The following is a 17681-nucleotide window of genomic DNA, read 5'->3' as shown; positions in this document are numbered from 1 at the left end:
CGGCCGATCATGTTCCGCGAAGATGACCAAACCTGCTGATCAGGAGATCCCCATGACCAACGATCTTCGCCCATCGATGGATAATGCGCTGACCTTTTCGATGGCCGCTGCCGCCGGAATCGCGGTTGCCAACATCTATTACAACCAGCCGATGCTTGCGATAATGGAGCGCGATCTGCCCGGACCGGTTACGGCACTCGTCCCGACCGCGACCCAGCTTGGTTATGCCGCCGGCCTCTTCCTGCTCGTACCGCTCGGCGACCTTGTCGAGCGCAGGCGGCTTATCGCCACGCAGTTTGGAGCCCTGGCTCTCGCGCTCGCCGCCGCCGCAATCGCACCGGGAGCAGCCATGCTCGTCCTCGCATCGCTGCTTCTCGGCGCGGCGGCGACGGTCGCCCAGCAAATCGTACCCTTTGCTGCACATCTCGCTCCGCCAGAGCGGCGCGGAGCGATCATCGGCCGGGTCATGGCGGGCCTTCTTTGCGGCATCCTGCTCAGCCGGACCATTGCCGGCTTCATCGTCTCGACTGCGGGCTGGCGAGCCATGTTCTGGATTGCTGCGCCCGTCGCCTTGCTGAGCGGCGCCTGGATGGCCCGCAAACTGCCCATAAGCAGGCCCGAGACCAGCCTGACCTATGGTTCGCTGATGCGCTCGCTGATCCATCTGTGGAACGAATTTCCGGCCTTGCGACTCGCCGCCGTGACGCAGGCGCTCGTATTCGGATCGTTCACTGTTTTCTGGACGATCCTGGCCTTTCGTCTTGAAGAGCCGCGCTTCGGGCTTGGTGCCGATGTCGCTGGCCTATTCGGTATTGTCGGCGCCGTCGGTATACTGGCAGCGCCGCTCGCCGGGCGCATCGCCGACCGGCAGGGACCGCACCGGATGATTTTGACAGGCACAGCGCTGACATTCGCTTCCTGGGCGATCTTCGGTCTCTGGACCTCGCTGGCAGGGCTGATCGTCGGGGTGATCCTTCTCGATTTCGCGGTGCAAGTTTCGCTCGTTTCCAACCAGCACCTCGTTTACGCGCTCCGCCCCGATGCCCGGGCACGTCTCAACACCATCTTCATGGGCACCATGTTTCTTGGCGGCGCGGCCGGTTCAGCTGCTGCTGCCCCCGCCTGGCTCGCCTTCGGATGGCCAGGGACCGTGGCAATCGGGCTGGCGCTCGCCGGCGCTGCAACATTTCTGCAGTCGCTGTCTTGGAGGCTTACGCGGTCGTGCTGATGGTGGCCGATTTCGGACTGACCGGTTTCACTCAGAAGTCTGCAAAAGCGGACTTATGCAATTATGCTCTGGCTTCCTCTAACGAGATTTGCGCGCGCTAATTGAAGCGCATGGGACGATCGTCCGATGTCCCCCTGTAATCCTTTCTCACCGGCTGCTATGATTGCTGGCAGGCTGGGAAAGGCATTCAGCCTTGACTTCATTATTAAATCGTGCGGATTGTTGCGTAATACTTCCCCGCGCTAAAGCATAGGCAAAAGTTACGTGCAGGATTGGTTTTAAACAAGAAAGGGAGAGCGCCCATGGCACTTAAGCCAGGACCCAAGCCGATAGCAAAATCAACAGGGAAACCCGATCAGCGTCGCCGTGACAACAAATCCACACCAGGTAACACACCGTCCCTCAAACCCAGCAAATCTAGCAAGCCCCCCAAAAAGAAATGAAAGAGCCGCCGATCGCCGTGCATGGGAATGACCGGTTTCGCTGAAACTGGTGATTCTTGGTCAGCGAATACGGGGTCGACGATGACCGCGGATGGCCGTTCCGGACTGACAGCTACCCGGAACGCAGCATGAAAAAGCGGTCATAAAAATGGGCGACTTGTTGAGCCGCCCAAGTTTGGATTAGCGAGCTGAAGTCAGTTTCCTGGTCCCAGTAGATATGAACCTTCCCAGCAGGCAGTATCTCACGTGTCCGCCAAACCGTTCCGCGTTAGGATCTTGCCGGTTCCCCGTTTGCCGCAGCTATCGCATTTTTTTACTTGTGCTTGGTCGGATCGACCAAACGATAACCCATCCCAGGCTTGGGCGTCGGCGGAAGCGGCTCGCCGCGAACGACAGTTCGCTCCGCGCCGGTAGCACCGCCCCGAGGACCAAGGATGCCATATTGTCCGGACCGCGGAGCGGTCTGGCCAGGTTTGAAAGTCTTGCTCATCACATCACCTCCTTTCCGCGTGCAGCGCAAGATATTGGGTCTTTCGCATCCACAGATCGCAACATGCGCGATTTCTTACGCGGCGCAAGGTGATTGGGTGCCGGAGAACAAAATTGGTACGCCGTGTGGCTGATTTGCCACATGTTGAGCCGGAGATCGCGTGTTGCCTGGTTTGAGACAATCCGGGTTCGGCACGTTGAGCGCCAAAGCTGATGATGTAGACGCTCAGTCAGCGCCAAGGCCTGCGTCCGCCTTCAATTCTCGCGTTTGCAACCCGCCCGATGAGCGCGCAATCAAGGTGGCGGGCGCCGCGAAAGATTCGTCATATTTTATGCGTCGGCCGCCGGTTTTGGCTTGGCGGTCGGCTTTTGGACCTTCGGGGCAGACATGGCCACCTCGCCGTCCTTCACGGCCCTCGGGGACGTTTCAGGGTTCCACTTTCGGTATGCGTCGAAATCGAATTCGGTTGCCGAAACGATATTGTCCTGCCTGAGCGAGATAACAATTTCGGCGTCTACTTCACTGTACATGGTCGTGAAGGTGACTTTCAGCGTGTCCTTATGGCGATAACCGCTCATCAGCGGAATGAGGAGAATGTCCTGGTCCATGCCGCCGGTCGCCGACGGTTCGCCGAGATCGATCACGCGGCCAACATAGACTTTGCGGTCTTCCATCATCAGCATCACATTCTTGTCCTTGGCGAGGGACAGACTGAAGAGGAGATTGTCGAGCGGGCTGTCCTCGAGGATTTCGGCGATAACATAGACTTTGGTGTCCCATTTCCGGAAACGGAGCCAAAGTCGAAAATGCGCCCACAGTTTGAGGACGTAGGCCGCGACGAAAGTGAGGAAACTCAATTCGATGAACCAGGCCATCTTGCTAGATTCGCTACCTTCTGCAGCGCCCACCATCGTCATCTGCGCGGTGAGCCAGGTCAGCAGTTCCCAAGAGAAGAGCCGGTGACATATATTCACGTTATCGGGCAGCCAATAATGCAAGGCGAGCGCGGCAAGGCTGGCGAGGAAGAAACATTTGAGACCGAGCTCGGCGCTCTTGAGGTAGAGATACTGGCCTTCGTAGCGATGAAGGCGGTATGAGTGGACGGGATGGATGTGGCACGCAACAAAGCCGGCGACGAGCACCGGAAAGATCAGCAGGAAGAACATGCCCTCGAATCCCTGTCAGGGCTTAACGACCATCCTAGCCTTGTCGCGTGCCTGCTTGAACTCGTCAGTCTTGCGGACTTCCTTCGCATCGATTTTCACTGTGCCGCGTCCAACGACGCGCACCGACGGGTAGCTGTTATCAACGAGAGTCTTGAGCTTTTTGTCGCGCTCACTGGGAGCGAAACCGAGCTTCACGAAAAAACTCATCACCATCTCCACAAGCGGTCGATCATGATCCGAATCTAGGGCCAGATTGAAAAAAAGCAATCCCGCCGCCCTAGTAGTCGCCCGCTGTTTCGAGCTCCGACACCGCGCCAATGACCCGGCTCGACGCGTCTTCGACATCTCTGGTTACGTCGCGCCAGCTGCCGGATCCGAACCGCGACACTTCGCTGCTCAGATCATCGGCGGCAGCGCCCCCCCCCCCCGGTCTTCTGGGCGACGATAAGTACCGCCGTGCGTCGGGAGATCGTTCATCGGCCGAACCGCGCCATAAGGTTTGTCCACCACGGTTTCCGCGTACTTGGCTTCTGAACTTCGGATATTTTCGCCATGACGCCCGGCAGCCTCAACGCGTCCCCACGACCGTAGCGTTGCACGCAGTCGGAGCACTCCTCCTCTCGGCGCGGCACGACTTTCATCGTCTTGCGGGATAGAAAATGCATATGCTCGTATCGCCAGTCGCCGACAGTCTCGCGGAGGCCGAGATAGTCGAACAAAAAGTCGTTGATGCCCTGCGCGGCGGCAATTGCATTCATCGTGATGACGCTCGGGTTCGGCTCATGCGTACCGTAAGCCTGCGCCTTTCGCTCCTCGTCACTCTTCGACTCGAGCGCAAGCACCCCAGACGGGATAAACCCGTTGCACCAGAGGCAGCCTTCGCCGGGGCGGACCGCGCGCACTGCGCTCATGGCATCGACAAGCGCACCGCGATCATCGGTTGCGATCTTGGCGCCGAGCTGGACCGCCGGTACGAAATATTGGTGCGAGACGGCGTTGACGAGCAGGCGGGCACGCATCGAGTCCGCGCAAAGGAATATATAGTCGCAGCTTTTCAGCGCGGCCGCCGCATCGGCGTCGAGGACATCGACCGGATATTCGGCGATCTTCACGCCCGGATTGGCAGCGCGGATGAGGCGCGCAGCGATCGCGGTCTTGCGGCGACGCGCAGCCACGTCCGCTGCCGTGGCGCCGACGACGCGCGAGAGATTAGTGTCTTCGATTTCATCCGGATCGATGAGGATCAGCTCGCCTATGCCAAGCCGCGCCGCATATTCGGCAACGAGCGAACCGACCCCGCCCAACCCGACGATCGCGACCTTCGCGCGTGCCAAAATGTCCTGTCCCGTCTTGCCGAACATGCGAACCTGCCGGTCGTAGGCGCTGCCGGGTGCCGCAGCGCTGCACGGCCTTGCGGTGAGCCGACTGATTGTCTGACCGATGATACGATATTCGCCGAGCTTTGCGCGCGTGCCGTCGGGCAGCCAGATGTCGGCCTCGACAGAGCGCCGACCATATACTAGCGCGCCGACGGGGACGCCCTTCCCGATATCGCGCAAGGCCGGATATCCGCGTTCGTGGGATTCGACATCGATCGGGCTGAAATCCACCCATTCGTCGCAATCATGGTTGTGGACCGCGAGATAGGCGAGCCGCTCGTCGCGGCAGCGCGTGATATGCGTATGGATGAAGGAGGGTTTGAGGGCGCGATAGCCATATTGACCGCCGACATAATCGACGCCGACTTTGGCCGTAGCGATGTCGCGCACGAGCAGCCGGAGGCGTCCGCCGACGTCGACGATGCCGGCGCGCAGGATTGCGCCATATTCGTCCCGGTCCCCCGGATAGAGATGCGCCATGAGCGCCCGATGATCCGCCTCGCCGATCCAGACGTCGCAAGTCTTGGTCATGGCAGCGTCTCCATAAAATGCAGGATCTTGAGGAATTTCGAGAGCGCGGTCTGCCGCGCGAGATGCATCTGATTATTCATCCGCGACACCTGGAGCGCGGGACGGCCTTCGAAGCTATGGCCGCCCGTGACCGGCACCTCGAAGGCCCGTCCATCGGTGCGGGCGACATCGCCGCCGACGAAGACGGGATAGATGTCGGCATTGGGATAGAGCGCGGAGATATGACCGCCCATCCAGGTGATGCGCGGAACATAGCGGTCCCCGAGATCGACCGTCTCGATGATGACCCGCGCTCCACCCTGGCCATCCTCGGCAACCGTGACGGCCGAAGACGGAAAGGCCCGCTTCAATTCTTCGATCGCTTGGAGGACATCCTGGTTCACGGCCCGCTCCTTCAGCTATTGTCGTCAGCGGCGATGGCGGTGAAGCTCATATGGTTGTGGAGCTTCACTTCCTCGGTGTCGCCGATCACCTTGCTCGTGCCGTTCGGCAGTTCGAGCTGCAGGACGAAGTTCGGCTGGATCTGGACACCCTGTTCGATCGCCGCCGCCTTGATCTCGGCGCCGTTCATTTCCTTTTCCGGAACCGTGATTTCGTTGCCGTTAACCTCGATCTTGATCTTCTTGGGCTTCGGATCCTTATCGGGTTTGTCCGGTTTGTCCGGCTTATCGGGACTTGCCATCACCTTTCTCCTTTGGCATGCAGTTGCTGATGAGCAATTATAGGAATTGCCACTTCGAATTGCAATTGCTTTTTAGCAATCTGGAAGGAAAAACGCATGCGCCCCGTCGCCGAATTTGATTTCTCTTCTTATTTCAAATCCTTGGCTGCCACCGTCACCGGGCGCGGCACCAATTGGAAAAGCGTCAGCGAAGCAACCGGCGTCTCGCAGACCACGCTTTCGCGCATGGCGCGCGGACGCCAGCCCGACGCCGAAAGCTTGGCAAAGCTCTCGGCATGGGCGGGACTGAACCCCGTCGACTATGTTTCAGGGGAAAAAAAGCGCACTGAATCGCTGGCGCTGATGGGCAAGCTGCTACGCGAAGACCCCAACCTTGACAGCGTCTCGGCCGACGCGCTCGAAGCGATCATTGAGACTGCCTATAGCCGACTGCGCCGCGACGCGGCGACCGACGGTACCGCCGATTAATCTTTGCCGGGTTTCGGCCGGTTGGCCGCGGCGCCCGATACGCGAAGTTGCGAGGCGAGCTTGCTGCTCTCGCGAATGTCGCTGGTGATGCGCGGCATCGCCTTACGGAGATTGTCACCATAAGAGCGCGCCGCGTCGGCGCCGGACCGGCGTGTTTCTTTGTCCTTGAGATAGGATTTCAGTGCATCGTCCATGGTGTGCCTGCCCCTGTTTCAATTTTCAGCCTGTGACAAGTCGCAATCGAACGTCATTTCCGAACCTGACGCAGATTCAGCTCCATCCGTCCCAGCGGTGTATTCGGCGCGCGGTCGAGCTTCAGAGCGGTGAAATCCAAGTCGGGATTACTGCGATCGAACATCAACGCGGTTTCGTGGTCGTGTGCAAGCCAAATCGGCACCGGATCGCGCGGGCTCGCTGTTGCATCGAGGATTGCCCGGGCGGCGATATGGCCGTTTTTCCATTGCTCATCCGACGCATATTCGACGACCCAAACGAACTGCGCGGTGTCGAGCCGCATAAGGATATTGACCAGCTCGGTACCCAGCTCCGACTGGCGCCGCGCGAAATCGCGCAGCCGCGACACGGTCGTCACGAAGTAGCGGCGGAGCATCACGTCGGGAGCTGGCATGCCCTTGAGCTCCGCGGCGAGGAGCGGATACAGGACGTCCTCGGTGTAGGTGTCGACCGCAACGGCGGGATAAAAGATCTTCTCGGGCAATGCGACGATGAACGCGAAAAAATCCATCGCTACATAGGGAGGCGCCGGCACGGTCGACAGCGGACTCGCGACCGGATCGACCGGGATGCAGCCGTACGGCAGGAGGTTGTCGTCGACCGCTAGGACCGACTCTATCTGTTCCCAGGCATGCGAGATCAGATAAGGCGGCGGCTTCGGCGGCATCGTCCAGGAATAGCCCGCGGCGACGACGGCATGGCCCTCGCCCTTGATATCGAGCGCGATGAACAGCGGAAAGCCCGATTCCAGATAGGCGAGCATCTGGGCGTAGAAGCGGTCGTCGGTTTTCTTCGTTTTCGCAACGATCAGCGGAAAGGTTCCCGCCGCCTGAAACACGCGCTCGGCTTCGCCGATATCGAGGCCGAGCCCCGGCGTGACTCCGCCCGGATCGAACTGCGATGCCATCATCGTAATGTCGTGGAGCAGCAGCTCGCGATGCTGCGGAAAGCGCTCGCTGTAGTGGCGGAGGATCGACCAGCAGCAGACATGCGCGCAGACGCTGATGTCGATATGCTGCGCCATCGACGGAAAGCCCCAGACGGTCAGCGTGTGGCCGAGGAGATGCACCTTATGCTTGGCCTGGATCGCCGTGCCGCGCGCGCCTTGGCGAATGTCCGGGGAGAGGATCGACCGCCCGATTGTGGCGACCAGCGTCGGGCGCAGGACGATGAAGCCGTAATATTGGCCCTCGTTCACCTTCCCTTGTGCCGACTTGATGTCCGTCGTAGCCGGATCGAAGCTGATCCCTTCGGCAAAGAAATGCAGCCGGACGCAGTCGTCACGATAGACCCGCCCCTTCTTCGCATAATGTTTGTAGAAGGTGCTACGATAATCCTTGTCGAGATATCCGGTTTCTACAAGTATACCACGAACCGCGGGTCGGATGCTCGACTTGAGGTCAGCAACCACATCGGCAGGGGCGTATTCGCTGTCGATTAGCTTGGTCAGCGCATCGAAGTCCGATGGCTGGGCGATATGGACCCACAGATAGTCGCTCATTGTTCCCGCCCCCGCGACTCTTTGCAGTTACATTAGCCTGCTCGAGGTTATCTTCAATGTATTGCTTCCCACAGCTGGCGGCATTTCAGTTCCATATCGGATCGATTTATCGGGCGAGTTTTCGAGCACCTCGGCTAGCCCGACGAGAATTGTAAACGCTATCGCCATCTCATGGGCTGTGAATGCTTAAAGGAAGAGGGATCAGTGCCACGAAGCGAATGTCCGCTCTTCGATGCAGGCTATTCGTGGTTGGAACGGCCGACATCAGGCGCGAACCGGACGTGTCACCGAGCAGCAACCAGATTGAGACGATCAGGATGCCGGCTTGGCTGCGCGGTCCTTGTTCCGCTTGTCGGCAACGAAGCTGTGGCCGCCTTCGCCCTTGACGATCTCGAATAGGCCGGTGGCCTCAAACAACGCCGGAAAATTCTTGGCCCCGTAGTTTCTTGGATCGATCGGCGCCTGCCGTTTGACCGCGCTCCCTGCCGCCGACATCGATGCCCATCCGTCGTCACGCGCTGATGCCTCAACGGCACCGCGCAGGATCGTCACCAGCTTGGTGTCCTGCGCAAGTTTCTTGTTGGTGGCCTTTGCGGGCGGCGTAGCAGCCTTTGCCGAATCCTTGGCCTTTGGCGGCTTCGATTCGGGTGGCCCGGACGGTGCCGCAGGTGTATCGACGCCATCGAGATTATCGAGATAGAGGAATGTCGTGCAGGCATTGACGAACGGACTGGGCGTTTTCCGTTCACCGAAGCCGTAGACTTCATGACCATTGGCGCGAAGCTGCATGACGAGCGGCGTGAAGTCGGCATCGCTCGAAGCGAGGCAAAAGGCGTCGAGCTTTTGGGTGTAGAGAAGCTCCATCGCATCGATCACCAGCGCGATGTCGGTGGCATTTTTCCCCGTGGAATAGTTGAACTGCTGGATCGGACGGATCGCGAAATCGTGGAGCTTGTCTTTCCAGCCCTTCAGACTATCGCTTGCCCAGTTGCCGTACGCGCGGCGGATGTTCGCCGTCCCATATTTGGAAAGCTCGGCCAGCATCGCTGCGATCTTGGCGTGTGAGACATTGTCGGCATCGATCAGCAATGCGATCTTGCGGTCCGCAATCGCCCGCGCGCGATCATTGCTTTCGGACGCCTCCGTCATGTGGGTACACCCTCTTCCAAAGCTGCAATCCGCTCCGAGCAAACCGCGTGAACCGCACGACCGAGTTCCTCGACGCAGCCGCCGAGCCATGTCAGCTCCTCTTCGGTGATGCGGTAATGCTTCGAATAGCGGGCCTTCACATAGGCCTCCTTCAGCTTTTCGAAGCGAGACCGATCCGATTTTAGTTCGCGCGGCCAAGCGTCGACGAGGCGCATATCAATGCGCTCAGCCTGCGTGCGCAGGAAGGCAAGATTGTGGACGTGCGGCGTGTAGAAGGTGCAAACCAAGAGTACGCAGTGGTAAAGGCGTTCCGCCGCTTGGTGCATCAGAAATGCGGCCAGCTTCGTTTTCCCGTTGGCGATGGCATCGTTCGCGCTGCCGTGAAAATCAGAAGCGGTAGGAAACCATTCGTCGAAATACTCCCGCGCCATCGCCAGCGCCTGCTCGGGCGTCTTCGGTTTGGGAGTGTGAAGCGGTTTGTTGTCGTATTCGTAGAGCGCGATGCCGTCGCGCGCGACGTCCATGAAAAAATAGCGGCCGTGGGCCAGCCCGTCGTTCACCTCCTGCAGGGTGTGAACGATGAAGTTGACGGGCGTCTTGAGCGTCTTGTCGATCGCGAGTTCGCGAATCAGCCGGTCTTCGAGCTTGCCCCAGAAATCGACCTTCTCGGTTAGCCGCTTGTCGTTGACGATGATGAGAAGGTCGAAGTCCGAGCGATAGCCCTTGGCCGTATGAGGCTCATCGACCCAGCCGCCGCGCGCATAGCTGCCATAGAGGATGATCTTGTCGATCCGCCCCTTCTTCTTCCAGCTCATCGTGCCGAGCGCCAATGCATCCTCGAACTCTTCGAAGATGATCGCCTTCACGCGCTCCAGCTCGCGCTGCTTGTTGGCTGGAAGATGGTCGAGGTCGGTTTTCATCGCTGGCGGCACCCTGTCGGTGCGGCGGCTGCTTGGCAAGGTCGAAGCGGCGATACCGCCGCCAGAATTGCCACCACCTGCGGTTCTTTCTGTGGACCGGCTGGGCAATGACCCGCAAGCTGCGGATCATCGCTTCCTCGACCTCAGTAATGCTGACGCCATGGCGCTCGGCAAGCTGGCGGAACGCTGAACCCCCGACCGGCAAACGGCCCGGCATCCCCCACAGGTGCCGGGCCGCGCGCTGGCGGGACGTGCTGCGACCCGTTCAGCCCGCCGCGACCGCATGCGGTTCGCTGGTCCCCGGCACGGCGCCGGGGATGACCGCATGCATATCCTTGTTCTCGGGAAAGATCGGCCACAAAAGCTGCTGGCCCAGCGTGGCCGGCGGCAGATTTTCGACGCCATAGCTTTGCGGATAGCTGCGCGTGATCTTTGCGGTGCCGAACAGCACGTCCCAGAAAAACAGAAGATTGCCGAAATTGCCCTTGTAGTTGACCGCCGGATCGTCGGCGTGGCGGCCGTGATGCGCATGATGCGTCGCGGGGGTGCTGATCGTGCGTTCGACGACCCACATCACCGGCGCGAGCGCCCGGATGCGATAGAGCGGCGCATCCCAGGCGACGTCGCTGTGCGCGCCGATGATCACCGCCATCTTCACGATGAGATAGAAGGCGTAGAACCAGCCGAGCCCGAGGTAGACGAGCACCCCGGCAAACCAGATGCTCGGCATCATCGCATAATAGATGATGTTGTTCCGGTAGACGAGCCGGACGCTCATATAGCGGGCATTATGGTGCGCGCGGTGCAGGTTGTAGAGCCAAGCGGTGCTGTGCGACGCGCGGTGCCACCAATATTGCATCATGTCTTCGAAGACGAGGAACAGTGCGAGCGCGGCGTACCAGGGGGCGTGCGCCAGCGCGCCTTCATATTGCGGAAGCCAAGCGTGGCCGAGCGCGCCCACGATCAGCAGGATTGCGGGCTGGGTCGCGATGAGCAGCGTGAAGGTGCTGACGATTTCGATGATGCCGTCGTGGCGCGACTGTTCGGACTTGGCGAACAGGCGCGTGCGGATCAGCTCGAGCAGGCAGAAGCCGACATAGATTGCAACGACGATCAGGCTCGACTGGGCCGAGGTAAGCTGCATCCCGATTCTCCCGCTATGGCCTCGTGCCACTTGTCTTTCGCGGCGTGGTGGCACAGAAACCCACTCGACAATGCAAAGAAGTTATCAATTGGCTCTGGCCGAGCGAACGCGCCTGTCGGGCGCCGAACGCGACCGGCTGCTCGCGATGACGTCGCCGCGATCCTTTGCGGATGGTCAGTTCGTTCAGCATCAGGGCGATCCTGGCGATGCCTTCTGGGCCGTGATCGAGGGGCATGTACTCGTCGGACGTTATGCGGAGGATGGCGCGTTCACCGCCTTTGCCGTGCTGGGGCCGGGCGATATCTTCGGCGAGCTGGCCTTCTTCACCGGGCTCGAACGCCAGGTCGACGCGATTGCCAGCGGTCCGGCGCGGCTGGTTGCCATCGACCGCCCGGTGCTCCGCGCGCTGATGACCGCCGACATCGGCTGGGCCGAACTGCTGCTGCGCAGCCTGGGCCGTCAGCTTGCGGTGTCGCTCGACATCATCGATGCCGAACGGCGGCTGCCCGTCGCCGAACGGCTGGCGCGGCTGCTCGCGGCGATGGCCGCCGACGCCGCCGACGGGATGACGGTGCGCGCGACGCAGCAACAGCTCGCCGATCTGCTCGGCGTCTCGCGCGTCACACTCGGCGCCGCGCTGCGCGATCTGTCGGTGCGCGGAACGATCGAGCGCGGCTATCGCCATGTTCGCGTCCTGCCGCCGCTTTCGCGCCCGGCCTAGCATGGCTATGGTCGCCGCCATGACGATCCTCCGGCGCCTGCTCCTCCTCCTTGTGCTGACCACCTTGGCGCCCATGGCGGCAGCGGCCGAGCGCGGGCCGCTGATCCTTGCGGCGGCCAGCCTTCAGGAATCGCTGACCGACGCCGCCGACGCCTGGGCGGCGCAGGGGCATGCGCGCCCCGTCCTGTCCTTCGCGGGATCGTCGGCGCTCGCGCGGCAGATCATGGCGGGGGCGCCCGCCGACCTGTTCATCTCCGCCGACGAGCCCTGGATGGACGCGGTCGCCAAGGCGGGACTGCTGCGTCCCGGCACGCGCGCCAATCTGGTCGGCAACCGGCTCGTGCTGATCGCCCCCAAGGCGAGCAGGCTGCGCCTTGCCCCCGCGCGCGGCTTCGCGCTGGCGCGCGCGCTCGGCGGCGGGCGGCTGGCGGTTGCCGATCCGAACGCGGTGCCCGCGGGCAAATATGCCAAGGCGGCACTGACCGCTCTCGGCGTGTGGGGCGATGTGGCGAACAAGCTTGCCCCGGCCGAGAACGTCCGCGCCGCGCTGGCGCTCGTCGAACGCGGCGCCGCGCCGCTCGGCATCGTCTACGCCACCGATGCGCAGGCGTCGCAGGCGGTGCGCGTCGTCGGGACCTTTCCGGCCGCCAGCCATCCGCCGATCCGTTATCCGCTGGCGCTGCTCAAGACGTCGCGCAGCGGCGAGGCGGCGGCGTTCCGCGCGTTCCTGCTATCGCGGCAGGCGCGCGCGATCTTTGCGCGCCACGGCTTTACGGCGCCCTGATGCTGTCGGCCGAGGAGTGGGGGATTGTTGCGCTGTCGCTCAAGGTCGGCGGGGTCGCGGTGCTCGCGACGCTGCCGCTTGCCTTCGCGCTCGCCTGGGTGCTCGCGCGCTATCGCTTTCCGGGGCGGCTGCTGCTCGACGCGTTGGTCCATCTCCCGCTCGTCCTGCCGCCAGTCGTCACCGGCTGGCTGCTGCTTGTCGCCTTCGGCCCGCTCGGCCCGATCGGCAGCCGGTTGCAGGAGTGGCTCGGCGTCACGCTGATGTTCCGTTGGACCGGCGCAGCGCTGGCCGCCGCGATCATGGCGCTCCCGCTGATGGTACGCGCGATGCGCCTGTCGATCGAGGGGGTCGACCGGCGGCTCGAAGGCGCGGCGCGGACGCTGGGGGCGGGGCGCTGGCACGCCTTCCGGACGGTCAGCCTGCCGCTCGCTCTGCCCGGCGTGCTGGCGGCGCTCGTGCTCGGCTTCGCCCGCTCGATCGGCGAATTCGGCGCGACGATCACTTTCGTTTCCAATATTCCCGGCGAAACGCAGACGCTGCCGCTCGCCATCTATTCGGCGCTGCAGGTGCCGGGGGCGGAGGCGATGGTAACCCGGCTCGCGCTGCTGTCGGTCGCGCTGTCGCTCGGTGCGCTGATCCTGTCCGAGTGGCTGGTGCGGCGCACCCATGCCGAAAGGGCGCGGCATGGCGATTGATATCGACGTCGAAAGGCGCTTCGGCGCGAGCGTCATCGCGGCGCAGTTCACGGCCGAAGCCGGACTGACCGCGCTGTTCGGGCCTTCGGGGGTCGGCAAGACCAGCCTGCTCAACATGGTCGCCGGGCTGCTGCGCCCCGATCGCGGGCATATCCGTATCGGCGGACGGACATTGTTCGACGGCGCCACCGACCTGCCGCCCGAGGCGCGGCGCGTCGGCTATGTCTTCCAGGACGGGCGCCTCTTTCCGCATCGGCGCGTGAAGGCCAATCTCCTCTATGGCTGGCGTCTCGCCGATCCGGCTAATCGCTGGATGACGCTGGATGAGGCCGCCGATTTCCTGGGCATCGGCCATTTGCTCGGTCGCTGGCCGCAAAGCCTGTCGGGCGGCGAGGCGCAGCGGGTCGCGATCGGCCGGGCCTTGCTCGCGGCGCCGCAAATCCTGTTGATGGACGAACCGCTGTCGTCGCTCGACGCGGCGCGGCGCGACGACATCATGACGGTGATCGAACGGATACGCGACGAGCTGAAAGTGCCGATCCTCTATGTCAGCCACGATCGGGCCGAGGTCGACCGGCTGGCAACGCAAATCGTCGAGGTCGGCAAATAAAGTTTCACTTGAAACCATATTGATGGTAGATTGCACGCATGGAAAGCCAGTTTACGCACGTCCACGATACGCCGCCGCCGGGCGCTGCGGCGGATTGGACGATATCGCAGGATTGGGACGCCTTTACCGCCGCCGAGCATGCGATGTGGGACCGGCTGTTCGCGCGCCAGTCCGAGATGCTGCCGGGACGCGCCGCCGACGCCTTTCTGCGCGGGATCGACGTGCTCAAGCTCGAAAAGCCGGGCATCCCCGATTATCGCGAGCTCAATGCGCGGCTGATGGCGGCGACGGGGTGGCAGGTCGTGGCGGTGCCGGGGCTTGTCCCCGATGACGTGTTTTTCGACCATCTGGCGAACCGGCGCTTCCCGGCGGGCAATTTCATCCGCACACCGCAGCAGCTCGACTATCTTCAGGAACCCGACGTCTTTCACGACGTGTTCGGCCATGTCCCGATGCTCGCCGACCCGATATTCGCCGATTATATGGTCGCTTATGGCGAAGGCGGCCTCAGGAGCCTGCAGTTCGACGCGCTGAAGCAGCTCGCGCGGCTTTATTGGTACACGGTCGAATTCGGGCTGATCCGCGAGAGCGGCGACCTGCGCATCTATGGCGCGGGGATCGTCTCGTCCTACGCCGAAAGCGTCTTCGCACTCGATTCGGACAGCCCCAACCGCATCGGTTTCGACCTCGCGCGCGTGATGCGCACCGATTACCGGATCGACGATTTCCAGCAGAATTATTTCGTGATCGATAGTCTGGACCAGCTTCTGGAGACGACGGTCAACACCGACTTTGCTCCTCTCTATGCCGCGAACGCCGCGCTGCCGCCGATCCCGATCGCCGACATCCTGCCGGACGATAGCGTCATCACCCGCGGCACGCAGGACTATGCGGCGGCGAAAGCCTGATTTTCACCAGCTCCCGAAGCTCGCGTCCGAGGGGCTGGCGCGGTGCAGGGCGCGTTCCTTGCGGCGGTAGCCGTAGCGCCGCCGCTTGGTGAGCAGCAGGCAGGGCCATTCCGCGCTGCCGCCGCGCGCGGACAGGCGAAAGCCGTGCGCGCGATAGGCGGCGAGTACGGGGTCCATCTGGCGCGCGATCAAGCCGGCAAGAATGGCGCGGCCGCCGGGTGCGGTCGCAGCGGCAATGTCGGGGGCAAGAGTGATGAGCGGCCCGGCGAGAATATTGGCGATGACGAGGTCATAGGGCGCCCGGTGCCTTATGGCCGGATGGTCGGTCCCCGGCGCGACCGCCAGCGCGAGCCGGCCGCCGCCGCGGCCCAGTGGCACATCGTTGATCGCGGCATTGTCACGCGTGACGAATATGCTCGCCGGGTCGATGTCCGACGCGATGACGCGCGCGCGCGGCCATAGCGCCATGGCGGCGAAGGCGAGCAGGCCCGTGCCCGTCCCGATGTCGGCGATATTGCGCGGCGCGGCGCCCACGCGGGCGAGGCGGTCGAGCATCGCGAGGCAGCCCGCGGTCGTGTCGTGCCCGCCGGTGCCGAAGGCCTGGCTCGCATCGATCAGAAAGGATGTCGTGCCCGGCGGTACGCGGTCGGCATAGCTGCTGGTGTGGACGAAAAAGCGTCCGGCGCGCACCGGCTCGAGCCCCTGCTGCGACAGCGTGACCCAATCTTCGTCGGGCAATTCGGCGACGGTCGGCGCGACGCCTTTTGCGCTCGGGGCGAGCGATTGGATCAGCCGCAGCAGATCATCGCCCGGCGCGTCGTCCATATAGGCGTCGAGCTGCCAGGTTCCGGCATCTTCGTCGATCTCGCGCGTCACGACGACCGGCGCTTCGGGGGCCGCATCGAGCGCAGGGATTTCACCCGACAGCGCTTCGGCCTCCGCACGCGTGCAGGGCAGCGAGACGATCCAGCTCATCGCGTCGCCGCCTCTTTCGCCAGCCGATCGTCGAGTCGCTTGCCTGCTGCCGCGGCATAAGCAGCGCAGCCATCGGCGCCGGCCAGCGGAGCCTCGCCCGCCAACCGCGCAAACAAATTGCTCGCGCCGGGATGGGGGGTGACCAGAATGTCGCACGGCAGCGTCGGCACCTTGGCAAAGGTCGCGCGCAGCATCGCGACATAGTCGGGATGGTCGCTGAAGCGGTAGCCGTCGGCCGAAATGGCGGTCAGGCTGTCGACATAGGCGATGGTGCGGCAGGCGGACCCTTCGCACGATTGCCACGTCCAGCTCGTGCTGCCCGGCGTGTGGCCGGGGGTTGCGTGGGCGGTGATCCGGATGTCGGCAAAGGCGAGCGGCTGTCCGTCGCGCAGGCGCTGTGCGACCGGCACGGCGGTGAAGCTATCGAGGGCGCCGCGCTGCGGATCGCGCGGGTCGGGGGTTCCGCTTTCGAGCTGCGGCGCGGCGTCGGCAAGCGCGATCACCGGCGCGCCGGTCGCGGCATGCAGCGCCGCGAGACCGCCGACATGATCGAAATGTTCATGGCTGGTCAGGATCGCGCGGATGCGCTTGGGATCGAAGCCCAGCGCGCGGATATTGGCAAGGATCGCAGGCGCCGCTTCGGCGGTTGCGGCATCGATCAGGATCGGTCCGGCCGGTGCGTCGATGAGCAGCGCGGTGATGCCGCAGGTGCCGACATAATAAGTGTTGCCGAACAGCTTGGCCGGCGGCGCGGGATCGCTCCAGCCTTCGCGATCGGCGCAGGCGGCGGCGAGCACCTTGCCCGTCGGAGCAGGAGGCGCCGCGGCCGGAGCGCTCGCCTGCGGCGCGCATCCCGCAGGCATCGGGGCAGCAAGCATCAGGGCGGCCAGGGCAAGACTTTTAGCGGACATAGCTGGCTCCATTGGCATCGAGGATCGCCCCGGTCATCGACGGCGGCGCCTCGAGCGCGCACCAGCGCGCCATTTCGGCGATTTCCTCGGGGCCCGCCACGCGGCCCAGCGGGATGTCGGCGAGCAATGTGTCGCCGCCCCGGCTGGCGAGATAGTCCTCGGCCATGCCGGTCATCGTGAAGCCCGGGCAAATGGCGAAGGCGAGGATGCCTTCATGAGCATAGCCGCGCGCAATCGTCTTGGTCATCGCGACCATGCCCGCCTTCGATGCCGCATAATGCCAATGCGCGGGACTGTCGCCGCGATAGGCGGCGCGGCTGGCGATATTGACGATCCGGCCATGGCTCGTGTCGCCTGCGGCCCGGCGCGCCTGCCAGTGCTGCACCGCGCGGCGGCACAGCTGCGCGGCGGCGGTCAGGTTGATCTGGAGGGTGCGGTTCCAGCTTCCGAGCCAGTCGGCGTCGCTGCTGTCGATCGGATTCGCTTCGAAAACGCCGGCATTATTGACGAGCACGTCGATCCGGCCGTCGAGCCGGTCGAGGCTTTTGGTCCATAATTGGTCCGCAATCGCAGGGTCGCCAAGGTCGCCGTCGGCGCTCGACAGCGCGGCGACCTTCGCCGCGTCGGTTGCAAGCGCGTCGGCGATGGCGGCACCGATGCCGCGGCTCGCGCCGGTAATCAGAATGTGGGTTTTCATCCCCCCGCCTTAGGCGAGCGGCGGGCCGCTTGCCAAGCAAGGCGC

20 protein-coding genes are annotated in these 17681 nt (G+C 63.1%); 7 read left to right on the top strand and 13 right to left on the bottom strand.

Annotated elements, in window-relative coordinates:
- Positions 1-52 precede the first annotated feature (52 nt).
- Positions 53-1228: an MFS transporter gene (locus tag P1IM2_RS01355; RefSeq protein ID WP_260833888.1), complete on the top strand. Its 1176-nt coding sequence runs from the start codon at positions 53-55 to the stop codon at positions 1226-1228.
- A 1262-nt stretch (positions 1229-2490) separates the two neighbouring features.
- On the opposite strand, the gene P1IM2_RS01350 is transcribed toward P1IM2_RS01355, so the two are convergent.
- The 5 genes from P1IM2_RS01350 to P1IM2_RS01330 all read right to left on the bottom strand — a co-directional run bounded on the left by P1IM2_RS01350 (position 2491) and on the right by P1IM2_RS01330 (position 5919).
- Complete coding sequence (locus P1IM2_RS01350; protein WP_186401197.1) at positions 2491-3327, bottom strand: hypothetical protein; 837 nt, start codon at positions 3325-3327, stop codon at positions 2491-2493.
- A gap of 15 nt (positions 3328-3342) precedes the next feature.
- The gene (locus P1IM2_RS01345; protein ID WP_186401196.1) at positions 3343-3534 is read right to left on the bottom strand and encodes a hypothetical protein; all 192 of its coding nucleotides are present in this window, start codon (positions 3532-3534) and stop codon (positions 3343-3345) included.
- A gap of 266 nt (positions 3535-3800) precedes the next feature.
- Positions 3801-5237, bottom strand: a complete 1437-nt coding sequence (locus tag P1IM2_RS01340) for a ThiF family adenylyltransferase (RefSeq protein ID WP_186401195.1) — start codon at positions 5235-5237, stop codon at positions 3801-3803.
- A complete protein-coding gene (locus tag P1IM2_RS01335; protein WP_186401194.1) occupies positions 5234-5620 on the bottom strand; it encodes a hypothetical protein in 387 nt (128 codons plus the stop codon). Before P1IM2_RS01335 ends, P1IM2_RS01340 begins: the two co-directional genes overlap by 4 nt.
- Positions 5621-5631: 11 nt before the next feature.
- On the bottom strand, positions 5632-5919 hold the full coding sequence (locus P1IM2_RS01330) for a multiubiquitin domain-containing protein (RefSeq protein ID WP_186401193.1): 288 nt from the start codon (positions 5917-5919) through the stop codon (positions 5632-5634).
- Positions 5920-6015: 96 nt separating this feature from the next.
- Between P1IM2_RS01330 and P1IM2_RS01325 the strand changes: the two genes are divergently transcribed.
- A complete protein-coding gene (locus P1IM2_RS01325; RefSeq protein ID WP_186401192.1) occupies positions 6016-6387 on the top strand; it encodes a helix-turn-helix transcriptional regulator in 372 nt (123 codons plus the stop codon).
- Here the strand turns inward: P1IM2_RS01325 and P1IM2_RS01320 are convergent.
- The 5 genes from P1IM2_RS01320 to P1IM2_RS01300 all read right to left on the bottom strand — a co-directional run bounded on the left by P1IM2_RS01320 (position 6384) and on the right by P1IM2_RS01300 (position 11335).
- Positions 6384-6581 (bottom strand): hypothetical protein, encoded by a 198-nt coding sequence (locus P1IM2_RS01320; protein ID WP_186401191.1) that lies wholly within the window; start codon positions 6579-6581, stop codon positions 6384-6386. The two genes, P1IM2_RS01325 and P1IM2_RS01320, sit on opposite strands and share 4 nt — an antisense overlap.
- 53 nt (positions 6582-6634) lie before the next feature.
- Positions 6635-8122: a hypothetical protein gene (locus tag P1IM2_RS01315; protein WP_186401190.1), complete on the bottom strand. Its 1488-nt coding sequence runs from the start codon at positions 8120-8122 to the stop codon at positions 6635-6637.
- A gap of 312 nt (positions 8123-8434) precedes the next feature.
- The gene (locus P1IM2_RS01310; protein WP_186401189.1) at positions 8435-9271 is read right to left on the bottom strand and encodes an NYN domain-containing protein; all 837 of its coding nucleotides are present in this window, start codon (positions 9269-9271) and stop codon (positions 8435-8437) included.
- Positions 9268-10191, bottom strand: coding sequence for a nucleotidyltransferase and HEPN domain-containing protein (locus P1IM2_RS01305; RefSeq protein ID WP_186401638.1), 924 nt, complete (start codon positions 10189-10191; stop codon positions 9268-9270). Before P1IM2_RS01305 ends, P1IM2_RS01310 begins: the two co-directional genes overlap by 4 nt.
- 265 nt (positions 10192-10456) lie before the next feature.
- Positions 10457-11335 carry a sterol desaturase family protein gene (locus P1IM2_RS01300; RefSeq protein ID WP_186401188.1) on the bottom strand — a complete coding sequence of 293 codons (879 nt, stop codon included), beginning with the start codon at positions 11333-11335 and terminating at the stop codon, positions 10457-10459.
- Between the two features lie 70 nt (positions 11336-11405).
- Here P1IM2_RS01300 and P1IM2_RS01295 point away from each other — a divergent pair, with 70 nt between their 5' ends.
- The 5 genes from P1IM2_RS01295 to phhA are packed head-to-tail and all read left to right on the top strand — an operon-like array spanning position 11406 to position 15053.
- Entirely contained in the window at positions 11406-12056 is a 651-nt protein-coding gene (locus P1IM2_RS01295; protein ID WP_186401187.1) for a Crp/Fnr family transcriptional regulator, read from the top strand.
- Positions 12057-12075: 19 nt separating this feature from the next.
- Positions 12076-12840: a molybdate ABC transporter substrate-binding protein gene (gene modA / locus P1IM2_RS01290; RefSeq protein WP_409574521.1), complete on the top strand. Its 765-nt coding sequence runs from the start codon at positions 12076-12078 to the stop codon at positions 12838-12840.
- Positions 12840-13535, top strand: a complete 696-nt coding sequence (gene modB / locus P1IM2_RS01285; RefSeq protein WP_186401185.1) for a molybdate ABC transporter permease subunit — start codon at positions 12840-12842, stop codon at positions 13533-13535. Before modA ends, modB begins: the two co-directional genes overlap by 1 nt.
- Positions 13525-14145, top strand: coding sequence for a molybdenum ABC transporter ATP-binding protein (locus P1IM2_RS01280; protein WP_186401184.1), 621 nt, complete (start codon positions 13525-13527; stop codon positions 14143-14145). Before modB ends, P1IM2_RS01280 begins: the two co-directional genes overlap by 11 nt.
- A gap of 38 nt (positions 14146-14183) precedes the next feature.
- The gene (gene phhA, locus P1IM2_RS01275; protein ID WP_186401183.1) at positions 14184-15053 is read left to right on the top strand and encodes a phenylalanine 4-monooxygenase; all 870 of its coding nucleotides are present in this window, start codon (positions 14184-14186) and stop codon (positions 15051-15053) included.
- A gap of 3 nt (positions 15054-15056) precedes the next feature.
- Here the strand turns inward: phhA and P1IM2_RS01270 are convergent, their stop codons facing one another.
- The 3 genes from P1IM2_RS01270 to P1IM2_RS01260 are packed head-to-tail and all read right to left on the bottom strand — an operon-like array spanning position 15057 to position 17636.
- Positions 15057-16028 (bottom strand): 50S ribosomal protein L11 methyltransferase, encoded by a 972-nt coding sequence (locus P1IM2_RS01270; protein ID WP_186401182.1) that lies wholly within the window; start codon positions 16026-16028, stop codon positions 15057-15059.
- Complete coding sequence (gene bla / locus P1IM2_RS01265) at positions 16025-16939, bottom strand: subclass B3 metallo-beta-lactamase (protein ID WP_260833887.1); 915 nt, start codon at positions 16937-16939, stop codon at positions 16025-16027. Before bla ends, P1IM2_RS01270 begins: the two co-directional genes overlap by 4 nt.
- The gene (locus P1IM2_RS01260) at positions 16929-17636 is read right to left on the bottom strand and encodes an SDR family NAD(P)-dependent oxidoreductase (protein WP_186401181.1); all 708 of its coding nucleotides are present in this window, start codon (positions 17634-17636) and stop codon (positions 16929-16931) included. The genes bla and P1IM2_RS01260 overlap by 11 nt, the downstream gene beginning before the upstream one ends.
- Positions 17637-17681: the final 45 nt, after the last annotated feature.

The organism is Sphingopyxis sp. P1IMeth2, assembly GCF_900185685.1.
GTDB classification, from domain to species: Bacteria; Pseudomonadota; Alphaproteobacteria; order Sphingomonadales; family Sphingomonadaceae; genus Sphingopyxis; species Sphingopyxis terrae_A.
The sequence above is the reverse complement of the archived record's forward strand: the minus strand, read 5'-3'. Positions and strand labels throughout refer to the sequence as shown.

What these genes read in the sequence shown, in the direction of transcription:
- phhA (WP_186401183.1), top strand. Translation starts at nt 14,184, where the DNA reads ATGGAAAGCCAGTTTACGCACGTCCACGATACGCCGCCGCCGGGCGCT.
- modA (WP_409574521.1), top strand. Translation starts at nt 12,076, where the DNA reads ATGACGATCCTCCGGCGCCTGCTCCTCCTCCTTGTGCTGACCACCTTG.
- P1IM2_RS01325 (WP_186401192.1), top strand. Translation starts at nt 6,016, where the DNA reads ATGCGCCCCGTCGCCGAATTTGATTTCTCTTCTTATTTCAAATCCTTG.
- P1IM2_RS01330 (WP_186401193.1), bottom strand. Translation starts at nt 5,919, where the DNA reads ATGGCAAGTCCCGATAAGCCGGACAAACCGGACAAACCCGATAAGGAT.
- P1IM2_RS01260 (WP_186401181.1), bottom strand. Translation starts at nt 17,636, where the DNA reads ATGAAAACCCACATTCTGATTACCGGCGCGAGCCGCGGCATCGGTGCC.
- P1IM2_RS01270 (WP_186401182.1), bottom strand. Translation starts at nt 16,028, where the DNA reads ATGAGCTGGATCGTCTCGCTGCCCTGCACGCGTGCGGAGGCCGAAGCG.
- P1IM2_RS01310 (WP_186401189.1), bottom strand. Translation starts at nt 9,271, where the DNA reads ATGACGGAGGCGTCCGAAAGCAATGATCGCGCGCGGGCGATTGCGGAC.
- P1IM2_RS01345 (WP_186401196.1), bottom strand. Translation starts at nt 3,534, where the DNA reads ATGAGTTTTTTCGTGAAGCTCGGTTTCGCTCCCAGTGAGCGCGACAAA.
- P1IM2_RS01280 (WP_186401184.1), top strand. Translation starts at nt 13,525, where the DNA reads ATGGCGATTGATATCGACGTCGAAAGGCGCTTCGGCGCGAGCGTCATC.
- bla (WP_260833887.1), bottom strand. Translation starts at nt 16,939, where the DNA reads ATGTCCGCTAAAAGTCTTGCCCTGGCCGCCCTGATGCTTGCTGCCCCG.
- modB (WP_186401185.1), top strand. Translation starts at nt 12,840, where the DNA reads ATGCTGTCGGCCGAGGAGTGGGGGATTGTTGCGCTGTCGCTCAAGGTC.
- P1IM2_RS01350 (WP_186401197.1), bottom strand. Translation starts at nt 3,327, where the DNA reads ATGTTCTTCCTGCTGATCTTTCCGGTGCTCGTCGCCGGCTTTGTTGCG.
- P1IM2_RS01305 (WP_186401638.1), bottom strand. Translation starts at nt 10,191, where the DNA reads ATGAAAACCGACCTCGACCATCTTCCAGCCAACAAGCAGCGCGAGCTG.
- P1IM2_RS01355 (WP_260833888.1), top strand. Translation starts at nt 53, where the DNA reads ATGACCAACGATCTTCGCCCATCGATGGATAATGCGCTGACCTTTTCG.
- P1IM2_RS01320 (WP_186401191.1), bottom strand. Translation starts at nt 6,581, where the DNA reads ATGGACGATGCACTGAAATCCTATCTCAAGGACAAAGAAACACGCCGG.
- P1IM2_RS01295 (WP_186401187.1), top strand. Translation starts at nt 11,406, where the DNA reads ATGCAAAGAAGTTATCAATTGGCTCTGGCCGAGCGAACGCGCCTGTCG.
- P1IM2_RS01340 (WP_186401195.1), bottom strand. Translation starts at nt 5,237, where the DNA reads ATGACCAAGACTTGCGACGTCTGGATCGGCGAGGCGGATCATCGGGCG.
- P1IM2_RS01300 (WP_186401188.1), bottom strand. Translation starts at nt 11,335, where the DNA reads ATGCAGCTTACCTCGGCCCAGTCGAGCCTGATCGTCGTTGCAATCTAT.
- P1IM2_RS01315 (WP_186401190.1), bottom strand. Translation starts at nt 8,122, where the DNA reads ATGAGCGACTATCTGTGGGTCCATATCGCCCAGCCATCGGACTTCGAT.